Source organism: Winogradskyella wichelsiae, from assembly GCF_013403925.1.
In the GTDB taxonomy this organism is placed as follows: Bacteria; Bacteroidota; Bacteroidia; order Flavobacteriales; family Flavobacteriaceae; genus Winogradskyella; species Winogradskyella wichelsiae.
Genome location: NZ_JABFDJ010000007.1, coordinates 63,462 through 85,191, shown reverse-complemented (window position 1 = coordinate 85,191; position 21,730 = coordinate 63,462). Strand labels below are relative to the sequence as shown.

18 protein-coding genes and 1 other RNA gene are annotated in these 21,730 nt (G+C 31.2%); 8 read left to right on the top strand and 11 right to left on the bottom strand.

The window, feature by feature from the left end; translation table 11 throughout:
• Positions 1 to 8 precede the first annotated feature (8 nt).
• An RNA gene (rnpB, locus tag HM985_RS14210) (RNase P RNA component class A) lies at positions 9 to 345 on the bottom strand.
• Between the two features lie 147 nt (positions 346 to 492).
• Between rnpB and dnaX the strand changes: the two genes are divergently transcribed.
• From dnaX to miaE, 3 genes are all read left to right on the top strand, one after another.
• On the top strand, positions 493 to 2,226 hold the full coding sequence (gene dnaX, locus HM985_RS14205) for a DNA polymerase III subunit gamma/tau (protein ID WP_179376891.1): 1,734 nt from the start codon (positions 493 to 495) through the stop codon (positions 2,224 to 2,226).
• Positions 2,227 to 2,456: 230 nt separating this feature from the next.
• The gene (locus HM985_RS14200) at positions 2,457 to 3,041 is read left to right on the top strand and encodes a hypothetical protein (RefSeq protein WP_179376890.1); all 585 of its coding nucleotides are present in this window, start codon (positions 2,457 to 2,459) and stop codon (positions 3,039 to 3,041) included.
• 2 nt (positions 3,042 to 3,043) lie between these two features.
• On the top strand, positions 3,044 to 3,625 hold the full coding sequence (gene miaE, locus HM985_RS14195) for a tRNA-(ms[2]io[6]A)-hydroxylase (RefSeq protein ID WP_179376889.1): 582 nt from the start codon (positions 3,044 to 3,046) through the stop codon (positions 3,623 to 3,625).
• 83 nt (positions 3,626 to 3,708) lie between these two features.
• Here miaE and HM985_RS14190 read toward each other — a convergent pair whose 3' ends face one another.
• The 4 genes from HM985_RS14190 to HM985_RS14175 all read right to left on the bottom strand — a co-directional run bounded on the left by HM985_RS14190 (position 3,709) and on the right by HM985_RS14175 (position 7,795).
• Positions 3,709 to 4,239, bottom strand: a complete 531-nt coding sequence (locus tag HM985_RS14190; RefSeq protein WP_179376888.1) for a porin family protein — start codon at positions 4,237 to 4,239, stop codon at positions 3,709 to 3,711.
• Between the two features lie 106 nt (positions 4,240 to 4,345).
• On the bottom strand, positions 4,346 to 5,251 hold the full coding sequence (locus HM985_RS14185) for a Ppx/GppA phosphatase family protein (RefSeq protein WP_179376887.1): 906 nt from the start codon (positions 5,249 to 5,251) through the stop codon (positions 4,346 to 4,348).
• A gap of 16 nt (positions 5,252 to 5,267) precedes the next feature.
• Entirely contained in the window at positions 5,268 to 7,310 is a 2,043-nt protein-coding gene (ppk1, locus tag HM985_RS14180) for a polyphosphate kinase 1 (protein WP_179376886.1), read from the bottom strand.
• Entirely contained in the window at positions 7,307 to 7,795 is a 489-nt protein-coding gene (locus tag HM985_RS14175) for a SixA phosphatase family protein (RefSeq protein ID WP_179376885.1), read from the bottom strand. Before HM985_RS14175 ends, ppk1 begins: the two co-directional genes overlap by 4 nt.
• A gap of 574 nt (positions 7,796 to 8,369) precedes the next feature.
• Between HM985_RS14175 and HM985_RS14170 the strand changes: the two genes are divergently transcribed.
• The 4 genes from HM985_RS14170 (at position 8,370) to HM985_RS14155 (ending at position 16,548) form a co-directional block, all read left to right on the top strand.
• Entirely contained in the window at positions 8,370 to 13,079 is a 4,710-nt protein-coding gene (locus HM985_RS14170) for a DUF6923 family protein (RefSeq protein WP_179376884.1), read from the top strand.
• Positions 13,080 to 13,093: 14 nt separating this feature from the next.
• On the top strand, positions 13,094 to 14,029 hold the full coding sequence (locus HM985_RS14165) for a PorP/SprF family type IX secretion system membrane protein (RefSeq protein WP_179376883.1): 936 nt from the start codon (positions 13,094 to 13,096) through the stop codon (positions 14,027 to 14,029).
• Positions 14,030 to 14,042: 13 nt separating this feature from the next.
• Positions 14,043 to 15,965, top strand: coding sequence for an OmpA family protein (locus HM985_RS14160; RefSeq protein WP_179376882.1), 1,923 nt, complete (start codon positions 14,043 to 14,045; stop codon positions 15,963 to 15,965).
• A 178-nt stretch (positions 15,966 to 16,143) separates the two neighbouring features.
• Positions 16,144 to 16,548, top strand: coding sequence for a carboxypeptidase-like regulatory domain-containing protein (locus tag HM985_RS14155; RefSeq protein WP_179377028.1), 405 nt, complete (start codon positions 16,144 to 16,146; stop codon positions 16,546 to 16,548).
• A gap of 296 nt (positions 16,549 to 16,844) precedes the next feature.
• Here the strand turns inward: HM985_RS14155 and HM985_RS14150 are convergent, their stop codons facing one another.
• Together HM985_RS14150 and pdxH are read right to left on the bottom strand one after the other, a co-directional pair.
• On the bottom strand, positions 16,845 to 17,342 hold the full coding sequence (locus HM985_RS14150; protein ID WP_179376881.1) for a CAP domain-containing protein: 498 nt from the start codon (positions 17,340 to 17,342) through the stop codon (positions 16,845 to 16,847).
• Between the two features lie 301 nt (positions 17,343 to 17,643).
• Positions 17,644 to 18,291: a pyridoxamine 5'-phosphate oxidase gene (pdxH, locus tag HM985_RS14145; RefSeq protein WP_179376880.1), complete on the bottom strand. Its 648-nt coding sequence runs from the start codon at positions 18,289 to 18,291 to the stop codon at positions 17,644 to 17,646.
• Between the two features lie 82 nt (positions 18,292 to 18,373).
• Between pdxH and HM985_RS14140 the strand changes: the two genes are divergently transcribed.
• The gene (locus HM985_RS14140) at positions 18,374 to 18,793 is read left to right on the top strand and encodes a hypothetical protein (protein ID WP_179376879.1); all 420 of its coding nucleotides are present in this window, start codon (positions 18,374 to 18,376) and stop codon (positions 18,791 to 18,793) included.
• Here HM985_RS14140 and HM985_RS14135 read toward each other — a convergent pair.
• From HM985_RS14135 to pyrR, 4 genes are all read right to left on the bottom strand, one after another.
• On the bottom strand, positions 18,780 to 19,688 hold the full coding sequence (locus HM985_RS14135) for a ribonuclease Z (RefSeq protein ID WP_179376878.1): 909 nt from the start codon (positions 19,686 to 19,688) through the stop codon (positions 18,780 to 18,782). The genes HM985_RS14140 and HM985_RS14135 overlap by 14 nt on opposite strands.
• Positions 19,689 to 19,763: 75 nt before the next feature.
• The gene (locus HM985_RS14130) at positions 19,764 to 20,096 is read right to left on the bottom strand and encodes a ribonuclease Z (protein ID WP_179376877.1); all 333 of its coding nucleotides are present in this window, start codon (positions 20,094 to 20,096) and stop codon (positions 19,764 to 19,766) included.
• 3 nt (positions 20,097 to 20,099) lie between these two features.
• On the bottom strand, positions 20,100 to 21,029 hold the full coding sequence (locus tag HM985_RS14125; protein ID WP_179376876.1) for an aspartate carbamoyltransferase catalytic subunit: 930 nt from the start codon (positions 21,027 to 21,029) through the stop codon (positions 20,100 to 20,102).
• A gap of 118 nt (positions 21,030 to 21,147) precedes the next feature.
• The gene (pyrR, locus tag HM985_RS14120) at positions 21,148 to 21,687 is read right to left on the bottom strand and encodes a bifunctional pyr operon transcriptional regulator/uracil phosphoribosyltransferase PyrR (protein WP_179376875.1); all 540 of its coding nucleotides are present in this window, start codon (positions 21,685 to 21,687) and stop codon (positions 21,148 to 21,150) included.
• Positions 21,688 to 21,730: the final 43 nt, after the last annotated feature.

Sequence of the window (21,730 nt, the reverse complement as noted above, 5' to 3'; positions counted from 1 at the left end):
AGCTTGTTTGTTTAAGTAAATCTATAAGCCGAATTCTGTACTTTTTCTTTTTAGGAAATGAATTTCTTAAACAAAAAAAGCCCTTATCATTTATCTACGCTTACTGTTACCAGCAAACTTTAGCTGCCCACCCTCTAACAATCGCGCGTGTACGCTCAAACGTTAGTATACATGACATTGCACCACATAGAGTTTACCTGGTTTCACTACAGCATTACCTGTACATACTTTCTGCTGCACTTTTCCTCACCTTTCGATGGATGGCTGTTAGCCACTATGATTGCACTATGGTGTTCGGACTTTCCTACCCTAAATAAATTTAGAATCGATAAGGCGATCTACTAGCCTGCAAAAATACATAAATTGTTAATAACTCATATTAAATTTCATAACTTATAAAGAACATTTAATTCGTTATTATTAAATTTGTAATTCAGTTTTCAAATCATTAATCTCACAGCATCGAAAGGTGTAAAACAAGTTCAGTAAACATTGGAACACTTTGTAGTATCGGCTCGTAAATACAGACCACAAACCTTTAAGGATGTTGTAGGTCAGCAAGCTATTACCAATACTTTGCTCAATGCTATTGAAAACAATCACTTAGCGCAAGCTTTATTATTTACAGGACCGAGAGGAGTTGGAAAAACAACATGTGCTCGTATTTTGTCTAAAATGATAAATAGTGATGGCAACACAAGTGAAGATGAAGATTTTGCTTTCAATATATTTGAACTCGATGCGGCGTCTAATAACTCTGTAGATGACATTAGAAGCTTAACCGACCAAGTTCGTATACCACCACAAGTAGGAAAATATAAAGTTTATATTATTGATGAGGTACACATGTTATCTCAAGCGGCTTTTAATGCTTTTTTAAAGACATTAGAAGAGCCACCAAAGCATTGTATTTTTATTTTAGCAACAACTGAAAAACATAAAATTATTCCGACAATATTATCGCGTTGTCAGATTTTCGATTTTAAACGTATTACTGTTTCTGATGCTAAAGAATATCTTAAATATATAGCGAAAGAACAAGGTATTGAAGCTGAAGATGATGCACTGCACATTATTGCTCAAAAAGCAGATGGAGCCATGCGTGATGCTTTATCTATTTTTGATCGTGTTGTAAGTTTTTCGGGTAAACACCTAACCAGACAAGCCGTTACAGAAAACCTAAACGTATTAGATTACGAAACCTACTTTACAAGTACAGACTTTATATTAGATAATAAAATCCCTGACTTACTAGTGCAGTTCAACACTATTCTTTCAAAAGGGTTTGATGGACATCATTACATTGCCGGTTTAGCCTCTCATTTTAGAGACTTAATGGTGTGTAAAAACCCCGTTACAATTCCTTTACTTGAAGTTGGAGAAGACACCAGTCTTAAATATCAGGAACAATCTCAGAAAACATCACATGAGTTTTTAATGGAAGGTATTCGACTCGCTAATGACTGCGATCTCAAATATAAGACCAGTAAAAATCAACGTTTACTCGTTGAGTTAACACTTATGCAACTTGCCTCTATCACTTTTGATGGAGAAAAAAAAAATTCTGAGCACTTCATAATTCCGCCTTCATATTTTAGAGCAAAAGGTATTATACCTATTCCTATTTCAAAACCTAAGGTCACAACAAATACCGAAGCTCAAAATACAACAGCGCCTAAAAAAGTAGAACCTGTACCACAGGAAAAAGTGAATGCTATTGAAAAAAAAGTAGCGCCAGTCCCTAAATTATCTATAAATCAACCTAATAGATCTACTTCTGGCTTCTCTTTAAAAAGTATTAGAGAAAAGAAACAACATCAATTAAAACAGATGGAAGTTGTTATTGATGAAGAAAACCTACCTAAAGAACCTGTATCTCAAGAAGCTTTAACTGAAGCTTGGAAAGAATACACAGCTCAAATGGATAATAAAGGGGAGAAAATAATGGCTTCAATTCTTCAAATGGATGAGCCAAAAATAAAAGACTCTACAATATATTTAACGTACTCTAATAACACTAATAAGATTGAATTAGAACGTGCCGAGTTTCCTTTAATGGCTTTTTTAAAGAAGAAATTACTAAATTATGATCTTACGTTAGACATTACAGTTAACGAAGAAATCGCAAAAAAATACGCATATACACCTCAAGAAAAGTACGAAAAACTAAAAGAAAAGAATCCTAATATTGAAGTATTGAGACAGACGTTTGGGCTAGATATTTAAATTGAAATATCATTCATTTTAAAAGCTTATAACCTATGAAAAAAAACTTACCTTTAATCGTCATTATTGTGAGCATTATTTTAATAGCTGGTAATTTCATTTTCATTGAGAAGTTTGATAGTGATTTTTTTATAGCAACACTATCACGTGTTTTAATTATTCTCTCGATGGTTTTTATAATTAAAACAAGAAATAAAAAAATGAATAATTTATTTTAAAACTTCAACTCGATGAAACATTTATTAGGACTTTTCATTATAACTGTAATTGGATTCACAAGCTGCGAAGGCAAAAAATCTCAACAACAAGCTTTATCTGAAAGCATTGAAGAGTTTAAAAAGACCGTTAATTTTGAAACTCACGTCTATATTCCTGATACTTATTTAGAACGCGAGGTAGATACCTTAATCAGCAACGGATATCGCGTAAAAATTAAAACCTTTGCAGACATGTCTAATAGTGTATTATTTTCTAAGATAAAAGATACTATTAACTACCAAACGCATTATAGAAATTTCAAATTTGATATCACCATATTCAAAAATGACAAATTAATTTATCAAGAAAATTTTAATAAAGAAAAAGTAAATAAAGCTTTTAATTACAACCCGAATTTAGCTTCAGGATCAGATTTATATAATTTTGATAAATTAGCTATTTTAAAATCAATTCAAGTCAATGATGACCCCACCTATTCAAACATGGTTGCTATAAACATTTTATATGCTATTCCTGAATCAAATAGATCAGCATCTCACACCTTGTTTGTAAATAGTAAAGGAAAGTCAAATATCGTTCAAATCGAAGTAAAATAATTATGCTAGGACTAAAGTTACCAACGGATCCAAGATGGGTTAATATTGTTGAAAAAAACATTGAAGATATTTTAACCGATCATGCGTATTGCGAGCAAAAAGCAGCAAGTACAGCAATTTCTTTAATTGTAGGATTCCCTGAGTACACGGAGCTTATACAAGAGATGATTGAGTTAGTTAATGAAGAAATGAGCCATTTTAAAATGGTACATGATCTTATACTAGAAAACGGTTGGACATTAGGAAGAGATCGTAAAGATGACTATGTTATTGGGTTATTAAAGTTTTTCCCAAAAGGAGGAAGCAGAACCACTCAATTAGTTCATAGGTTATTATATGCCGCGTTAATTGAGGCACGTAGTTGTGAACGTTTTAGATTACTTTCTGAAGAGTTAGAAGATCAAAAATTAGCCAAGTTTTATAGAAAATTAATGATTAGTGAAGCGAACCACTATACGATGTTCTTAAATTTTGCTAGAAAGTACGGAGACAGAACAGAAGTTGATGCCAAGTGGGAATCATTATTAGAGTTTGAAGCGGATATTATGAAAAACTTAGGACAAAAAGAAACCATCCACGGATAGTTTTAGATCAATAAATTGAAGAAACAAAAAAAAGCCTTAACAAAATTTTGTTAAGGCTTTTTTTTATATTAATTTTTTAGTTCTTAAAGTTTGATACCAAAACCAAATTGTAAAACATGGTTTTTAGCTTCAACATCAGTTAAATCTTCATTTAAAATATTAGTTATACCGTAATAATATCTTACATCTAAAAATAACTCATCTGTAATCATATATTCTGCTCCTGCAACACCAGAAAATGCAAACGTAGAAAAGCTATCTTCATATTCCCAAGTTTTTAAAGCCACTTGAGGTCCAAATCCTACTAAAAGCTTATCTGATAAAGAGAACCTTAATAAAATTGGCAATTTTAAGTAATCTGCTCTAATTTCTGGTTCTTTACCACCTTCTGCAGACCATTGTAATTCTGTTAATAAAGATATATCATCTGATAAATTGAAATCAACAAAACCCGCAAAAGCAAATCCATTCCTATGTTCGTTATCAAAACTAGCATCAGGATCAAAATCTAAATTAGACACGTTTAAAGCACCTCTTACACCATATAAAATATCTTGAGACATTCCGATAGATGTAAAAGCAACAAATAATAAGGCAACTAAATATTTTTTCATAATTTTTCGATTTGAGAGCACTAATATATATATTTAACTAACTTTATGTTAATTTTTAGGTCTATAGAAATAAAAATCGGTTGAATGGAATGTTCTTGGTGAAAAACTAAACTATTATACTTGATACGGTTTCAAAATACATGCTTTTAATGATCCCATCAGACAACCCTATTTTTGGTACATAAATATCTTTTGCACCACTCCATTTCATGGCTGACAAATAAATTCTTGTTGCTGGAATAATAACATCAGCCCTATCCTGGTTTAAGTTTAATTTTGTGATGCGTTCTTCATAAGAATAATTTTGCAACATTTTATAATAACTAGTTAAATAGAAGTAAGTTAATGGCTTCCCAACATCTTTTCCCGAAATTTTAAAAATTTTGTTAATGTTACCACCTGATCCTATCAATTCTATTTTTTCATATTGACCTGTATTATCTTTTATCCAACGTTCTAATTCTTGCCATGTTTCACTTTTTACAATATCATTTAGCAATCTAACCGTTCCTATTTTAAATGATCTCGAAACCTTTTTTTCTCCATTATGAATTACAGAAAACTCTGTACTTCCACCACCTACATCAACATATAAATATGTTTTATTTGGATTAATAAATGATTGTAAATCTGTAGCTGCTATAATAGCCGCCTCTTCTTCACCATCTATAACTTCAATATTAATACCTGTCGTTTCTAAAATTTTTTCTGTTAACGGTGCACTATTATTTGCCTCTCGCATTGCTGATGTTGCACAAGCCTTATAGCGCACAACACCGTGAGATTTTATTAGAAGACTAAAAGCTTTCATAGTATCTAACATCCTTTCTTGATTATACTCAGATATTTCTCCTTTAAGAAAAACATCTGCTCCTAACCTAATTGGAACACGAACCAACGAATTTTTTTTAAAGATTACTTGAGTATCGTCTTGTTCTATAATATTTGATATTAATAATCTTACAGCATTAGATCCAATATCAATAGCTGCGAATTTTTGTATTTTCAGCATGTTCTTTACCTTCTAATTAATTTAAATAGTATTTATAAGTATCAAATTGCGCTCTTACTTTAGGCTTATCGTTTCTGCGGTAAGTATTGTCTTGAGTCTCATTGATAATTCGTGCTTTCACATTATCATTCCAACATATGGCATATAAATCTTGTAATTCTCGTTTTATATCTTCATCATAAATAGGACAGCTTACCTCCACTCTATTGTCTATATTTCTAGTCATCCAATCAGCAGAAGATATATAGATTTTAGGATCATCATTATTTGAAAATATATAAAGTCTTGTATGTTCTAAAAACTTATCTATTATACTTATAATTTCGATATTTTCACTCATCCCTTTTACTCCTGGCACTAAACAACAAATACCTCTAACAATCATTTGAATTTTAACACCTGCCCTACTTGCTTCGTATAATTTATCTATCATCTTATAGCTACTTATACTATTCATTTTAAGTTTTATATAAGCGGGGTAACCATTTTTAGCACTTTCTATTTCTTTATCAATTAAACTAAATATTTTAGACTTAGTATAATGTGGTGAGGTAATAATATGCTTGTATCGATTGACTACGTAATTTACTTCAAAAAAATTAAAGACCTTACTAACGTCTTTTAGAATTTTTGCATCTGCTGTCATTAATGTAAAATCGGTATAAATCTTAGCTGTAGACTCATTAAAATTTCCTGTACTTATAAATCCATATCGCACCAATTTTTCATTCTCTTCACGTTCAATAACACACATTTTACAGTGTACTTTTAAGCCTGTAACTCCAAAGAACATTTTAATGCCTTCATCTTGCATTTGTTCTGCATAATTAATATTTGCTTCTTCATCAAAACGAGCTCTAAGCTCTATTGAAACAGTTACTTTTTTACCATTTTTTGCAGCGTTAATTAAAGAACTTGCTACATGCGATATTTGAGCAAGTCTGTATATTGTAATTTTTATCGTTTTTACCTTAGGATCTAATGCTGCTTCCCTTAAAAACTTCACGATATATGAAAACGTATGATATGGTGTATAAACCATATAATCCTTTTCTGCAATAGTCTTAAATATACTGTCTTCTAAACTAAGTCCTTTTACTGGTAAGGGCTTTATTTTATCATAAAGTAAGTCTGTTCTTCCTAAACTTGGGAAGCTCATATAATCTCTGCGATTATGATAACGTCCTCCTGGTATAATACTTTCCTTTTCATCAATAGACATAAGCTCTAAAAGAAAATTTAGAGTATCCTTATCAATACTCATATCATAAACAAACCTTACAGGAGCACCACTTTGTCTATCCTTAACACTCTCGGAAAGTTTATCTATAAAACTTTTACTTAAATCACTATCAAAATCTAATTCTCCATCTCTGGTTATTTTTATCATATGAGCACTAATACGGTCATATTTAAAAATATTAAAAATATCATCTAAACAATATCTTAAGATATCATCTACCATGATAATGTAATTTTTATCATCGTCACTTGGTATAACGACAAAACGGTCCATAGTTGAAGAAATTTCAATTAGAGCGACTTGATCTTTGCCTTCTAAGTTAGTCATTTTAACAGTAAGATAAGCCGAAATATCCATTAGTTCTGGAAGCGCGACTTCATCATTTAACATGAGCACAACTAGAGCAGGACTAAGTTCTTGATAAAAATAGTTTTTAATAAACTCATGCTGATCCGCATTTATTTGAGTTTCATTAATAACATAAATTTTTTCATTCTGAAGTTCTACATCTATTTCATCTAAAATCTTTAAACTATAACTTTGTTGCTCTATAACAATCTGTGTAATTTCCTCTAAAAGATCACCTGCACGGATACCTCCCAATTCAGATTTACCTCCCTTTCCAGCTTCATATATACGCTTAACTGTAGCATATCTTACTTTAAAAAACTCATCTAAATTATTAGAAAAAATACCTAAAAAACGTAGCCGCTCTATTAATGGAACATCCTTATCTGATGCCTCTTGCAACACACGTTCATTAAATTTAAGCCAACTTAACTCTCTATTTATATAAATGTTTTTATCCTTTGTCATGCTTTTAAATCCTTTGGAGTAATAATAAATTCTGTAATACCCTTTTTTAAATCTTTCCAATCATCGATATCAAACCTAAGTTTTACTAAACCACTCGTAGGAAGGTTATCGATATATGTATTGCCAAAGATATTAGAAATTGACGTGAAAGCATGGTTGTGTCCAAAAATCATAACATCATCAATACTATTTGGTAACCTTTTTATAAAATCAATAACGTTTCTACCTTCAAAATCATACAAATTTTCATCTACAATAATTTGATTCTGTGGAATTTCAATGAAATTCATAAAAATCTTACAAGTACTTAGCGCTCTATTTGCTGGACTAGAAAAAATAGTACTCGGAACAGCTCCACGAGCACATAACTCACTAATAACCAACAAAGAATCATCTATACCTCTTTGTTTTAAAGGTCTTTCACTATCAATTACATCGTATTTCCAAGACGATTTACCATGTCTAACTAGTACTATTTCTTTCATTACTAAACGCTTAAGTGCTTTTTATGTCGATGAAGGGTTATATATATCCGTTTTGACGAGTATATTGCCGCTTTAACTTTAATATTTGTGTATACTTTTTGTTATGAGTTAATTTGCTGTGTACAATCAACCTAAAACCTAATTTAAAGATAAAGATCCTAAATCAATTTTGCTGGTATCTAGATACCAAAATTCCCTCCCTCTAAAATATTTTATTACTAAACTAAACAAAAATCTGTTTAGTTAGATATTTGATATAATTATCAAAAATATAACATCGCAATGCGACAATAAAATTTTTAATAAATTTTAAGTATGAAAACAATGATAACTATAATGTTTGAAGGGTCAGGCTTCTTTAAGTCTTATGCTAAAATAGTTAAGCAGCATTTTAGTAAAGACACCAACCAGATACTAGATGAGTTGAAACATCTGTATGTAACTAGAATTTATATATACTTTCAAGAATTTTACAATTATTTAGAAAAGCACATACTTCTTACATTTTATCAGTTAAAAACTCAAAATCAAATTTTAAAATAACAATAGCCAGGTTAACTTAAAAAAGTTAAAAATGAAACACTTATACAATCCCAAATCAAAAAAACCATTTAGACCTTTAATGAAATTGATGTTCATTATGACTCTAGTTATGGTGAATTTTAATTCTTTTGGTCAAGTTTTAGACCAAAAGATCAAACAGAAACAAGTTTCTTCAGAACATGAAGACATTACTTCGTTTTCTAAAAACATTCCGGCCTCTAATTATGATGATTTAGAACTTGCGTTAAGAGGAGAAGCAAATGTTGCTTTTAATTGTGATGATGGTTTTGGATATATTCTAACAAACGTATTCAGTGATAATGGGCGCGTTACGGGATTATATTCATTTGATTTATCTACAAATTCACTCAATTTAATTAAAGACCCAATTATCTCAACTACCACAACCTCTCAGTTTGTAAATGCTATTGGTTACAACGTTCTTGATAATTACTTATATGGCTTATTACAACGTAGTAATAAAGTGGTTAAAATTGATAGTAACGGAGATATAGAATTATTAACTGTTACTGGCTTAACTGATTTTGATAGTAATAATTATGCTGCTGGAGACATCGATGAAAATGGTATTCTATATATATACGGAAGCAACAAATTTGTCTCAATCGACTTAAATCCATCTAGTACAAATTATTTAGTTGCCAATATAGTATTACAGCATTCTAATGCTGTTAATGATATGGCATTTAGTCCTGTTAATAATAAATTATATATGTTAACGAGTACTAATCCAAGATCATTATATGAATTTAATCCTGTAACAAATACAATTGTTAACTTAGGGAATGTCCCAGGATTAGAATCTGAGATCTCTAATTCATTTGGTACATCTTACATGGATTCTTTAGGGAATATGTATGTTGCAAATAATGAGTCTGGAAATACATATAAAATTGCGACACCTCATTTAGGTAATACAACAGCTACTTTCTATAGCAATTTACCAGGAGTTAGTCCTGGTGATGGTGCTCGTTGTCCTTCTCAATCTATTAAGCCAATTGCAAACCCAGATAATATTTGTATAACTTCGGATATAACGGAAATAACATTTAATGTTACTGTTAACGACTCTGAAGGAACTTACCCTATAGATATTACATCCGCTCAACTTATAGATCCAAACACATCATTAGCTTCTAATTCAGTAACAATAGCTGATCAGGGAACATTTACTTTAGAAACTAATGGGGAAGTTACATTCCAAGCATTACCTAGTTTTACTGGCACATCTATAGAGTACACTGTTTTAGATAGTATAGGTTTCAATTCTAATTTAGGTGTTATAACTATTAGTCTAAATGATACAGAAGGACCAACAGGTTCTGATACTCAAGAATTCTGCGAAATAGATAACGCTACTATTGCCGATTTAAATGCTTCGGGTAATAATATTTTATGGTATGAAAGTGCTAATGCTGAAAATCCGTTGGATTCTGATACTGTTTTAATTGAAGGTAACACTTATTACGCTTCTCAAACGAGTTCTGCAGGATGTGAGAGTACGGATAGACTAGCTGTCTCTGTCAATTTTAGCGAAGAAATTTTATTAACAAAACCAGAAGAAGCAAATTGTGTTTCAATTAATGGTACTGTTTATACAATTGAAGCAATTTTCACAGGTACACCACCATTTACAGCTTCTGGAGATGGACAGTCTGGTACCTTTACTAGTAATACTGATGGAACAACAACTTGGACTTCTAGCGAAATTGAAAGTACTGTTGAAACTTATAATGTAACTATATCAGACAACTGTGGGTCTTTAACGTTATCAGGTGATTCTCCTGCTGAATGCTTAAACACACCTTTTGATTGTGAGGATGGTTTTGCTTACTTAATTGTTAATGACAGAAATAGTCAAGGTGATTTTGTTTCAGGATTATATTCTTATGATTTGGTCACAGACGCTCAAACCTTAATTAAAGCGCCATTAATTGAAGATACTTCAGTACCTCAGTTTGTTAATGCTATTGGTTATAATCTTTTAGATAATAATATCTATGGATTACAACAATACACCAATAATATTGTGAAAATTGATGCTTCTGCAAATGTAGAATTTCTACCTATTGTTGGACCATTTACTATAGGAGATTATAGCTCTGGTGATATTAATGAAGATGGCATCTTGGTTTTACATGGAGAAGATAATTTTGTTTCTATTGATTTAAACCCAACTAGTCCAAACTATTTAACTGCCACAACATTATTAAACTACCCTATTGCTATTAACGATATAACGTTTAGCCCAGCAGATGGTAACATTTATATGGTAACAAGCACAGCTAATAGAAAACTACTACGTTTTAATATTGCTAGCAATACAGTAGATGATCTTGGTTCAGTAACTGGTTTAAGTTCTGAAACAACTAACTCCTTTGGAACTGCTTACATGGATGCATTAGGAAACATGTTTATTGCAAACAATGCTTCCGGAAACATCTATAGAATAGGAGCGCCTCATACAGGTAATTTAACAGCAACGCTCTACAATAGCCTAATAGACATTGAACCAGGTGACGGAGCTCGTTGTCCATCTCAATTAGTTGCCCCTGTTGCAACTGATGATTTTATTTGTATTACATCTGATGATACCGAAATAAATATTAATGTGTTAGAAAATGATTCTGCAGGAACTTATAATTTAGATATAACTGCTGTACAATTAATAGATCCTGTAACATCATTACCTGCAACTAGCGTAACTATTACTGGTCAAGGAACATTTACAGTAAACAGTGATGGTATCGTTTTGTTTGAAGCTTTACCAGGGTTCTATGGAACTTCAATAGAATATACTATTACAGACATGATTGGAGTCTCATCTTTACCTGCTGTAATTACTGTGAGTCTTAATAAAACAGAAACACCAACAGGAAATGAAGTTCAAGAGTTTTGCGAATCTAGCGAACCTACTATAGCTGACTTAAATGCTACGGGTGAAAATATTCAATGGTATACTAGTGAAACTAGCACCTCACCTATTGATTCTTCTGAAGCCTTAATAGATGGCGATGTTTATTACGCAACTCAAACAACAGATCAAGGTTGTGAAAGTTTAGAAAGACTAATGGTAACTGTTAACTTCACTGAAGATATCACATTGGTAAATACAGAAACTTTAGAATGTTCTGAAAATGGCACTACTTATACTATTGTTGCTACTTTTACAGGAACAGCACCATTTACCGTTAATGGCATGAACCAAACAGGTACTTGGATAACTAACGAAGATGATACTTTCACATGGACATCCGATACTATTTCTGGAAATGAAGATTATAGTATTGAAATACAAGATGTAAATTCTTGTAACATCCTTGTCTTATCAGGAGCTGCAGCTGCATGTTGTGAGTTTGAAGTTACATGTCCTACATTTGAAGAAACTACTGTGGCATGTTACAGCGATTTACCTTCGGAAATATCTTATACTATTGAAGAATTTAGCGCCTTAGGTAATGGTGACGGAAACATTGGTGACAATGCTTGCGGACTTATTGAAATTACGGCTCAGAATAGTATAGATCAAGGAACATGTGAACAAACTATCACACGTACTTTTACTATAACATCTTATGATGATACAAATGGTAATGGTGTTAGAGATGAAAGCGAAACAACTATTTTAAACAGTGAGGACTGTACACAATTCATTATTGTAAACGACACTATTGCACCAACTTTTTCAGTACCTGCAGATATTACTTTAGAATGTGGAGATGACGTTACTGATTTAACAATAACTGGTGATGTTACTGACGAAGCTGACAATTGCGCAACTAACCTTGACGCAACATATATTGATAATGCAATAGACGGAACTTGCCCAGGCGAATCAACAATATCAAGATTATGGTCTTTATCAGATGAATGTGGTAACACAACATCATTCACTCAAATTATTACAGTAGAAGACAATACACCTCCAACTATCTTAACAGATTTTGAAGATACAATTAACGTGTTTTGTGATAATATTCCAGAGGTTCCTAGTTTAGTTTTTGAAGATTCTTGCTCTAATGATATAGCAGTTAGTTTCAACGAAACGTCTACTCAAACTAATAATGCCGATAGCTATAGTATAACTAGAACTTGGACAGTAGTAGATGATTGTGGGAACGAAGCAATATATACACAAAACGTAAACGTAGAACTTACTAATACAATGCAAGCTACTGATACTAACAGATGTATTTTAGATTCAGAATTTGATTTGTTCGAATTATTATCTGGTGACTTTGCTATGAATGGATCATGGAGTGTTGTTTCTGGTGATGCAATTATTAATGGAAGCTTATTCGATCCAGCCTCTGCAGAAGTAGGCGAATATACATTTATGTACTCTATCGATGATCAAGCTTGTCCTTCTAATATAGAAGTAAACGTAACTTTAGATGATGATTGTGTAGTATTAGCGTGTGGACAAGATGATGTTGTTATATCTAAAACAGTTACCGCTAATGGTGATGCTTATAACGAATTCTTCACTATATCTGGAATAGAAGAATGTGGTTTTGTAATTGAACTACAAATTTTCAACCGATGGGGTGCTCAAATCTATAAATCTAATAATTACTTAAATGATTGGAATGGGGAAGCTCATAGCTCATCTATAGGAAGTTCTGGAAAAGTTCCAACAGGTACATATTACTACATTATTAACCTAAAAAATAGTGGATTAGAACCTTTTGCAGGTCCAATCTACGTAGCTACAAATTAATAAAAACTTAACCGATGAAATTATCAAAAATTATAAGTATTGCGGTACTATTCTTGAGTGTTTCTTCTGCATTTGCTCAGCAGTTACCTCAGTTCACGCAGTACATGTTCAACACTATTTCTATTAATCCGGCTTATGCTGGGAGTAGAGAAACATTAAGTGTTGTAGGCTTACATAGAAGTCAATGGGTTGGCTTAGACGGAGGACCAGAAACACAAACATTATCTGTACATACGCCATTGCGTAATGAAAATATGGGTATTGGACTTTCCTTTATCAATGATAAACTAGGATATGAAAATTTCTCATACATATATGCAGATTATTCATATACGATTAAAGCAAGTGAAAATGTAAAATTAGCCTTTGGTATTAAGGGCGGATTAACACATTATAGCTTAGATGAAGAATTATTAACAGATCCTTCAGTAGTGAACGATCAGTTTTTTAATGATGTATCTAACCGCTGGAGCCCTAATTTTGGAGCTGGTTTATATCTCCATTCAAAACGTTGGTACCTTGGCTTATCTGCGCCAAGAATATTAAATACAGATTACAATAATGGAGGAAGTGGTTCTGCTGATTATGTAGCTTTAGAACGTATTAGTTATTATTTTACAGGTGGATATGTTTTTGACTTAAGTGAAAACATAAAATTAAAACCATCTGCGCTATTAAAAGCAACTAATGGAGCACCTTTATCCTTTGATATTTCAGCAAACTTTCTTTTCAATGAAAAAGTATGGCTGGGTGGAGCATATAGAGTTAATCAATATACTGCTGCTATAGGTGGTATCGCAGATTTTCAGATATCAAAACAATTAAGAATTGGTTACGCATATGAGTATCCACTTTCAGATATTAGACCTTACACAAGCGGAACACATGAAGTGTTACTTATGTTTGAAGTTTTTAAAAGTAAACGTATTAAATCGCCAAGATATTTCTAAAAAGAACCCAATTATGAAGATCAAAATATTAGCGCTCGTTATAATTTTAAGCAGTTCGTTTTCTTTTGCACAGACGAAATTAGCCGATAAATTCTTTGAAAATTATGGTTACGTTAAAGCCATAGAATTATATGAAAAAGCTGTTGAAAAAGGAGATAAAAGTGAGCACGTCTTAACACGTTTAGGTGATGCTTACTATAATAATTCTAACTCTGCAAAAGCTGCCTATTGGTACAATGAAGCTTTAACCGAGCATGACAACATTGAAGCTGAGTACATATATAAATACATCCAATCGCTTAGAAGTGTTGGAAAATATGAAGAAGCAGATGTTTGGTTCAGAAAACTGAGCGATGCACAACAAGGAGATAGCAGACTTAAAGGTTACAACCCCGATGAGATTGATATTTTTGATAAATTAACTTCAAAAAATAATGATGTTATAGTAACGGTAGAAAATTTACCTTTTAATACTGAAAATTCAGATTTCGGTTCATACCTTTTCAATAAAACACTTTACTTTGCCTCTGCTAGTAGTGATAACAATAAAGTATATAATTGGAATAAAGAACCTTTCTTAGACATATACCAAGTTAACGTTACAACAGAGGATAATGGAACAGAATCTTATGGTTCACCTTCAGAGATTACTGCTAAAGGTATTAATTCAGATTATCATGAGGCTTCTATAGCCATTACAAACGACGGTCAAACCATGTATTTAACTCGTGATAATACAAACAAACGTAACCGATTAAAATATGATGATAAAGGAACAACGCATCTTCAGATATATAAAGCTACATTGATAAATGATCAATGGTCTGAAGTAGAAGAATTACCTTTTAACGATAACTTATCTTCTACAGGTCACCCTACTCTTAGTCCAGATAATAAAATCTTATATTTTGTATCTGATCGTGAAGGTGGATTTGGACAAACAGACATCTATTCAGTAGAGATAAACGAAGATGATACTTATGGTATTCCTGAAAATTTAGGTCCTAACATCAATACAGAAGGTCGCGAAATGTTTCCTTTTGTAAGCGATGATAATACATTGTATTTTTCTTCTGATGGACATTTAAACCTAGGCTTATTAGATATTTTTAAATCTGATATTTTAAAAGCAGATATTGCTTCAGATCCTATAAATATAGGTGCACCATTTAACAGTGGATATGATGACTTTGCTTATTTTATTGAAAATGAAACTCAAAAAGGATATTTTTCTTCTAACAGACCAGAAGGAAAAGGTGGAGATGACATTTATAGCTATACGATAACAGAATGTAATCAACAGATTACAGGTGTTGCAAAAGAAGATAGAACCGATATTATTTTAGCAGGTGTAACAGTACAACTTATTGACGAAACAGGTAAAATAATAGAAGAAGTTCTTACTAAAGAAGATGGCGCTTACTTATTTGATGTAGAGTGTAACAAAACATATACAGTATTAGGTAGTAAACCTGATTATAAAGAAGATAAAGGAGTGCTTATTACTAATAGTGAAAATGAAAAAGTACATACTTTAGACTTAACGTTAAGACCATTAATTAAGGATGATCAAATAGTTATTAATCCTATTTTCTTTGATTTTGATAAGTCTAACATCAGAACTGATGCAGAATATGAATTAGAAAACATCGTTGATGTTATGCGTAAGCATCCTGAAATGGTAATTAAAATTGAATCTCATACAGATAGTAGAGGTCGTGATAAGTATAACTTAAAACTATCTGACAAACGTGCTAAGTCTACTAGAGAATATCTTTTATCTAGAGAAATTAATCCTAAAAGAATTGAAAGTGCCATCGGTTTCGGTGAAACTCAACTTTTAAATAAGTGTTCTAACGGTATTAAATGTTCTGAAGAAGAGCATCAGTTAAACAGACGTTCTTATTTCTATATTATAGATAAGACAAAAGAATAACATTACATTCTATAAATAACAAAAAAAAGCAAGCTTGTAATAAGCTTGCTTTTTTTTGTTATTTATACTTACTAAGATTCCTTCTATAAAAAATTCTTAAATTAGAAACTTTGAATTAATACTAATTAATGAAATACATAATGTCATTAACCCTTCTAATATCAGTTCTTTCTAGTCAATCTCAAAACTTAGAAGGATAAATTTCAGATCGTATCTCCAAACAACATTATCATATACTAATCTTATAATCCAAGACAAAAATATTGAGACATATAGTGATGAATTAGGCCGATATAATTTATCAATTTCAAACACCACAAGTACAGATACTTTAGTGGTGTCGTTAGTAGGTTATCTCTCCCCAAAAATTAGTTTAACAGACTTCATAGGCTACAAAAATTCAAATTATAACTTTGAACTTTCACCTAAGGTTGAACATTTAGAAGAAGTTTTGATAATTAATAAGAAACAGGTATATCTTAATCATTCCATAAAACTAAAAACTGGAAACAGAAAGCAAACTTTTCCTGCTTCAACACCTTTTGGTTACGAAACTGCAACATTAATTGAAAATCCAAAATAAAAAAAGGCAAGTTAATTGAGCTACACATAAAATTTAAGGATTCAAGTAAGGAGCTTTACGAAACACATAAAACCTGACAACGTAAAACTAAAAAGCTCAATGTATCTTACAACACCTAGTCTTCTTCATACACATACTAAAAAAGCATTGAAGTATACGCGATTTCGCTCTGATGATTGGGTTCTAAAATCTAGGAAATCTGATTTTAAGATGAAATTATTTACTGTTCCTTTTTTTAAGCTAAACATAGTATATGAGAAGGAGTAGCTAAAACTCAATACTATTAAATTATAATCTTATCGCTTAATAAACATATTAGTAAAATACCATTTACCATCAATATTCTGCTCTGCAGATACATCAAAATCTGTATAATCACCAATAATGTTATCTAAATGGCTAGGACTAGCTATCCAAGCGTTTACAACTGATTCTGCAGAATTAAAACCATAAGCCACATTTTCTGAAACTACGTTAGCATCTGCATTTGCTTGTAAACTCTCTTTTCTTAAAAAGAAATTATCATGCGATACATTATTTACTTCAATCATATAATCTGTATGCGTAGAAGCGACTGCTTTAACCGTAGAATGATGTTGTAATATACTTAAACCTTTATTAATTCTGTAAGCATTAATGAGCTCCATAATTTCAATTTCAATTTCTTTTGCTTCTGGTGCAATAGGAATTTCAATTGCATTTAAAGTTTCATCTTCCATGGAATCAGAAGCACAAGAAGTGAAACTAAATAGAGCTAAAACAGCCAACAGTGGCAAGAATTTAGTAATTTTCATAATGTAGGTTAATTAGGTTTGGGACTGCTAAATTAACCTCATAATAAACCTAAACTGTTAATAAAGTGTTAAAATCGACAAACAACATGTATTTCGTCGATATTAAATGTAAATAATCGATGAAATACTCTTTTGTCTTCAACAAAAATAAATTACAGCGGTAAAATACGCTTTTAAACGAATTTGAATCTTTATACACAACTCCTATTATACAAGAAAAAATAAAACTTATATTGATTAAAAATAAAAAAAGCCCTTAATATTAACTATAGACAATTCTATCTAAATTTTATACAATTAATTAAGGAGCTAATCGATCTATTTCCCAATTAAAATCTTCTTGTAATTTAAAACGAATTCTATCGTGCAAGCGATTAGGTCTGCCTTGCCAAAATTCAATTTCAACAGGTTTTATAATAAATCCTCCCCAATGCTTAGGACGCTCTATCTCCTGCCCTTCAAATTGTTCTACTAATTGTTTCAATTTATCTTCTAATTCGGCTCTGTTCTCTATAACATCACTTTGATTAGAGACTAAAGCTCCTATTTGGCTTCCTCTTGGTCGCGATTCAAAATAACCGTCACTAAGATTTTCTGATATCTTTTCAGCTTTACCCTTAATTATAATTTGTCGTTCTGCCGATGGCCAAAAAAATGACAAACAAACATTTGGGTTTTCAATAATAGCTTTTCCTTTTTCACTATTGTAATTGGTGTAAAAAATAAAACCCTCATATGTATATTTTTTAAGTAATACTACTCTACTCTTAGGAAACCCGTCTAAACCTATAGTTGAAACTGTCATAGCATTAGCTTCTTCTACATCGAAATTTTTATCAACTTCATAGAACCATTTTTGAAACAATTCCATGGGATTATCGCTAATATTCTCTTCTAGTAGTTCTTGTTTTTCGTAAGATTTTCTATAATTACCTAAGTCTGTATTCATTACGTTTTATTTTAAATTTTTCTACTGAATTTATTTCTACAATCGCTTTATTCCCTATAAATTTAAGGATTAAATTATATAAATGAAGTTTGAAGACAGCAAATATTCTAAGCTTATAGCTTATGAAAAAGTAGAATTTTCTTTTGGAACTTTTTATACAACTGAACACTTTCATTTATCCGAAATTAAAGAAGGTGTGCATGTCGATTGTAATATTGCTGCCGAATTGGTTTCACATTTTAGTCACTACATAGAAAAAGGTGTTAGAATAGGTTACGTAGCCAACCGCTACAACTCCTATTCGTTTGATCCACAGCTTTGGGTAGATTTCAATAATGACTATGATTCTTTTATAGCTGCTGCTATTGTAACTTATACAGATTTTAGTTACCTAAATGCTTCTTTGGAAAAACAATTTTTTAATAAAAGTTTAAAACGCTGTCGTAGTTTGGATGAAGCTATTGAATGGATGTTAAACCTTAGAGAATTTAATCAAAATTAAATACTTTTCCGTCTTTTGCTAAATGTACGTTCTCAAAAATGGTTTGAGCTTCTGTTCTAAACTCATCATAGCCGTTGTAACGTGTAGAATAATGTCCCAGTATTAAAGTTTCTACATTCGCTTTTTTAGCAATTGTAGCGGCTTGTTTAGCTGTACTGTGCCTTGTTGGTTTACAAAGTGCTTCATTCTTATCTAAAAAAGTAGATTCGTGATATAATACCGTGCAATTCTCAATTATTGGAATCATAGCTTCGTTATATGCTGTATCACTACAGAAAGCATAACTCTTTGAAGGTAAAGCATCCATAGTTACTTTAGCATTATTAATTAAAACACCATCTTCATTGATTACATCAAACCCCTGTTTTAATTTTCTGAAATAAGCCATATTAATATTAGCTTCATTAACTAAATTAATATCTAATTTACGCTCATTTTCTTTTTCCTTAAAAAGGAAACCATTGGTATAAATACGGTGTTTTAATGGAATTGTATAAACTTCAACTCTATCGTCTTCATATATTAATTCTGAAGCTTTAGAATTTAATTCATGAAAAATTAAAGGATAACTTGTCCAGCTACTCGACAATTTCATTTGAAGTGTAATCACCTCTTTTAATCCTTTTGGTGCATAAATATGAAGTTCGGTTTCTCTTGTTAACAAACTAAACGTATTTACTAAACCTACTAAACCAAAATAATGATCACCATGAAGGTGTGAAATAAAAATATGCTTAATTCTAGAAAACTTAACTCTATTACGTCTTAGCTCAACTTGTGTACCTTCACCACAATCTATTAAAAACATGTGATTTTTAATTTCTAAAATCTGTGCTGTAGGATTGGTATTAGTTCTTGGTGTTGCACTATGACAGCCTAATATGGTTAATTTCATCTTTGTTGTTTGTTAAATACATGTTGTTGTTAATAACCAAACAACTGAGTAATTTTAAGATATAGTGACAATCTTTTAAAACTCTAAGTCGCGTTCAATATCTTCCATTTCAATAATATCATAAGCCTCTTGCATTGTTGGCACTACCATAATTTCTTCTGGCATCTCATCTAAGTCAACTTTTTCTGAAACGATTACAAAAGTCTTTTTATCTGCTCTATGGTTTTTGCTTAATCTTAAAAACTCAATGATATCTTCTAATAATACTTTATCTAAACTTGAAAGTTTAACGATAAGATGATAATTTTTATAAGTATCATAATCTTTCTCAATATTACTAACCAACGTTTTTACAGTTGCTGTTTCTTGGTTAATTATTGTTGTGTTTTCGTCTCTATCTATGATCATATTCTATTGTTTTATTTTAGACGCTAAAAGATATATAACAGCCATTCTAACAGCTACACCATTCTCTACTTGATTCAGAATAATGGCTTGTTTAGAATCTGCTACATCACTTGTTATTTCTACTCCTCGGTTTATAGGCCCTGGATGCATAATTACAATTTCTTTATCTAAGCTATCTAGTAGTTCTTTATTAACGCCAAATTGTTGCGTATATTCTCTTGTTGAAGGAAAATAACTAATATCCATACGCTCATTCTGAACTCTAAGCATGTTAGCTACATCACACCATTCTAAAGCTTTCTTTAAATTGGTTTCTACTTTAACACCCAAATCCTTAATATACTTAGGCAATAGTGTTTTAGGACCACAAACCATTACGTTTGCGCCTTGTAATTGTAACGCGTATATATTAGAAAGTGCAACTCTACTGTGTAATATATCTCCAACAATTACCACATTCTTACCTTTAACGCTTCCTAATTTTTCTCTTATAGAATAAGAATCTAATAAGGCCTGTGTAGGATGCTCATGGGCACCATCTCCTGCATTAATAATACTTGCATTAACATGTTTTGATAAAAAAACACCTGCTCCAGGGTTAGGGTGACGCATTATAACCATATCCACTTTCATGGATAAAATATTATTTACAGTATCTATTAATGTTTCTCCTTTTTTAACTGAAGATTGAGATGCCGAAAAATTAATAACATCAGCAGATAATCTTTTTTCAGCTAATTCAAAAGATAGTTTTGTACGTGTAGAATTTTCAAAAAATAGATTTGCAATAGTAATATCTCTCAATGAAGGCACCTTTTTTATAGGTCTATTAATCACTTCTTTAAACTGATCTGCAGTTTCAAAAATAAGATCAATATCTTTTTTAGTTAGATATTTAATTCCTAATAAGTGATTGACACTTAATTCGCTCATTTTTTAAGTCTTTTATAGCTATTAGCCTTTAGATATTGGCTTTTAACGATTCACTCTATTTTTATTATTTAAAATCTTAAATTGAAGTATAACTTTAATTTAAGTCATAAAATATCATTTATTTATCTACTAAATAAACAGCATCTTCACCTTCATTTTCAGCCCATTTCACTATAACCTTTTGGTTATCGATAGCATCAACTTGTCTTCCTCTATAATTAGGTTGTATTGGTAAATGCCTACTAAAACGTCTATCTATCAAAGTTAATAATTCTATATCCTTAGGTCTTCCAAAAGATTGAATAGCTGTAAGTGCAGATCTGATACTTCTTCCTGTATATAAAACGTCATCAATAAAGACTACGTTTTTATCTTCAACAATAAAATTAATTACAGTGGTATTCGCTTCTAAAGGTTTATCGCCTCTTCTAAAATCATCTCTAAAAAATGTGATATCTAAATGTCCATGTTGAATATTTTTAATTTTATACTCTTCAGTTAACATTTGAGCTAAACGATCAGCCAAAAATTTTCCTCGAGGCTGAATACCAATCAATACTGTTTCAGAAAAATCATCATGATTTTCAATCAGTTGACAAGCCAACCGGTGAAGGATAATATTGACTTCTTTAGAGTTAAGTAGTACTTTTTGACTCATATAATTTCCAAGCATTGTTGATAAACAAAGTTAGGATAAAAAA

What these genes read in the sequence shown, in the direction of transcription:
- HM985_RS14200 (WP_179376890.1), top strand. Translation starts at nt 2,457, where the DNA reads ATGAAACATTTATTAGGACTTTTCATTATAACTGTAATTGGATTCACA.
- miaE (WP_179376889.1), top strand. Translation starts at nt 3,044, where the DNA reads ATGCTAGGACTAAAGTTACCAACGGATCCAAGATGGGTTAATATTGTT.
- HM985_RS14190 (WP_179376888.1), bottom strand. Translation starts at nt 4,239, where the DNA reads ATGAAAAAATATTTAGTTGCCTTATTATTTGTTGCTTTTACATCTATC.
- HM985_RS14185 (WP_179376887.1), bottom strand. Translation starts at nt 5,251, where the DNA reads ATGCTGAAAATACAAAAATTCGCAGCTATTGATATTGGATCTAATGCT.
- ppk1 (WP_179376886.1), bottom strand. Translation starts at nt 7,310, where the DNA reads ATGACAAAGGATAAAAACATTTATATAAATAGAGAGTTAAGTTGGCTT.
- HM985_RS14175 (WP_179376885.1), bottom strand. Translation starts at nt 7,795, where the DNA reads ATGAAAGAAATAGTACTAGTTAGACATGGTAAATCGTCTTGGAAATAC.
- HM985_RS14170 (WP_179376884.1), top strand. Translation starts at nt 8,370, where the DNA reads ATGAAACACTTATACAATCCCAAATCAAAAAAACCATTTAGACCTTTA.
- HM985_RS14165 (WP_179376883.1), top strand. Translation starts at nt 13,094, where the DNA reads ATGAAATTATCAAAAATTATAAGTATTGCGGTACTATTCTTGAGTGTT.
- HM985_RS14160 (WP_179376882.1), top strand. Translation starts at nt 14,043, where the DNA reads ATGAAGATCAAAATATTAGCGCTCGTTATAATTTTAAGCAGTTCGTTT.
- HM985_RS14150 (WP_179376881.1), bottom strand. Translation starts at nt 17,342, where the DNA reads ATGAAAATTACTAAATTCTTGCCACTGTTGGCTGTTTTAGCTCTATTT.
- pdxH (WP_179376880.1), bottom strand. Translation starts at nt 18,291, where the DNA reads ATGAATACAGACTTAGGTAATTATAGAAAATCTTACGAAAAACAAGAA.
- HM985_RS14140 (WP_179376879.1), top strand. Translation starts at nt 18,374, where the DNA reads ATGAAGTTTGAAGACAGCAAATATTCTAAGCTTATAGCTTATGAAAAA.
- HM985_RS14135 (WP_179376878.1), bottom strand. Translation starts at nt 19,688, where the DNA reads ATGAAATTAACCATATTAGGCTGTCATAGTGCAACACCAAGAACTAAT.
- HM985_RS14130 (WP_179376877.1), bottom strand. Translation starts at nt 20,096, where the DNA reads ATGATCATAGATAGAGACGAAAACACAACAATAATTAACCAAGAAACA.
- HM985_RS14125 (WP_179376876.1), bottom strand. Translation starts at nt 21,029, where the DNA reads ATGAGCGAATTAAGTGTCAATCACTTATTAGGAATTAAATATCTAACT.
- pyrR (WP_179376875.1), bottom strand. Translation starts at nt 21,687, where the DNA reads ATGAGTCAAAAAGTACTACTTAACTCTAAAGAAGTCAATATTATCCTT.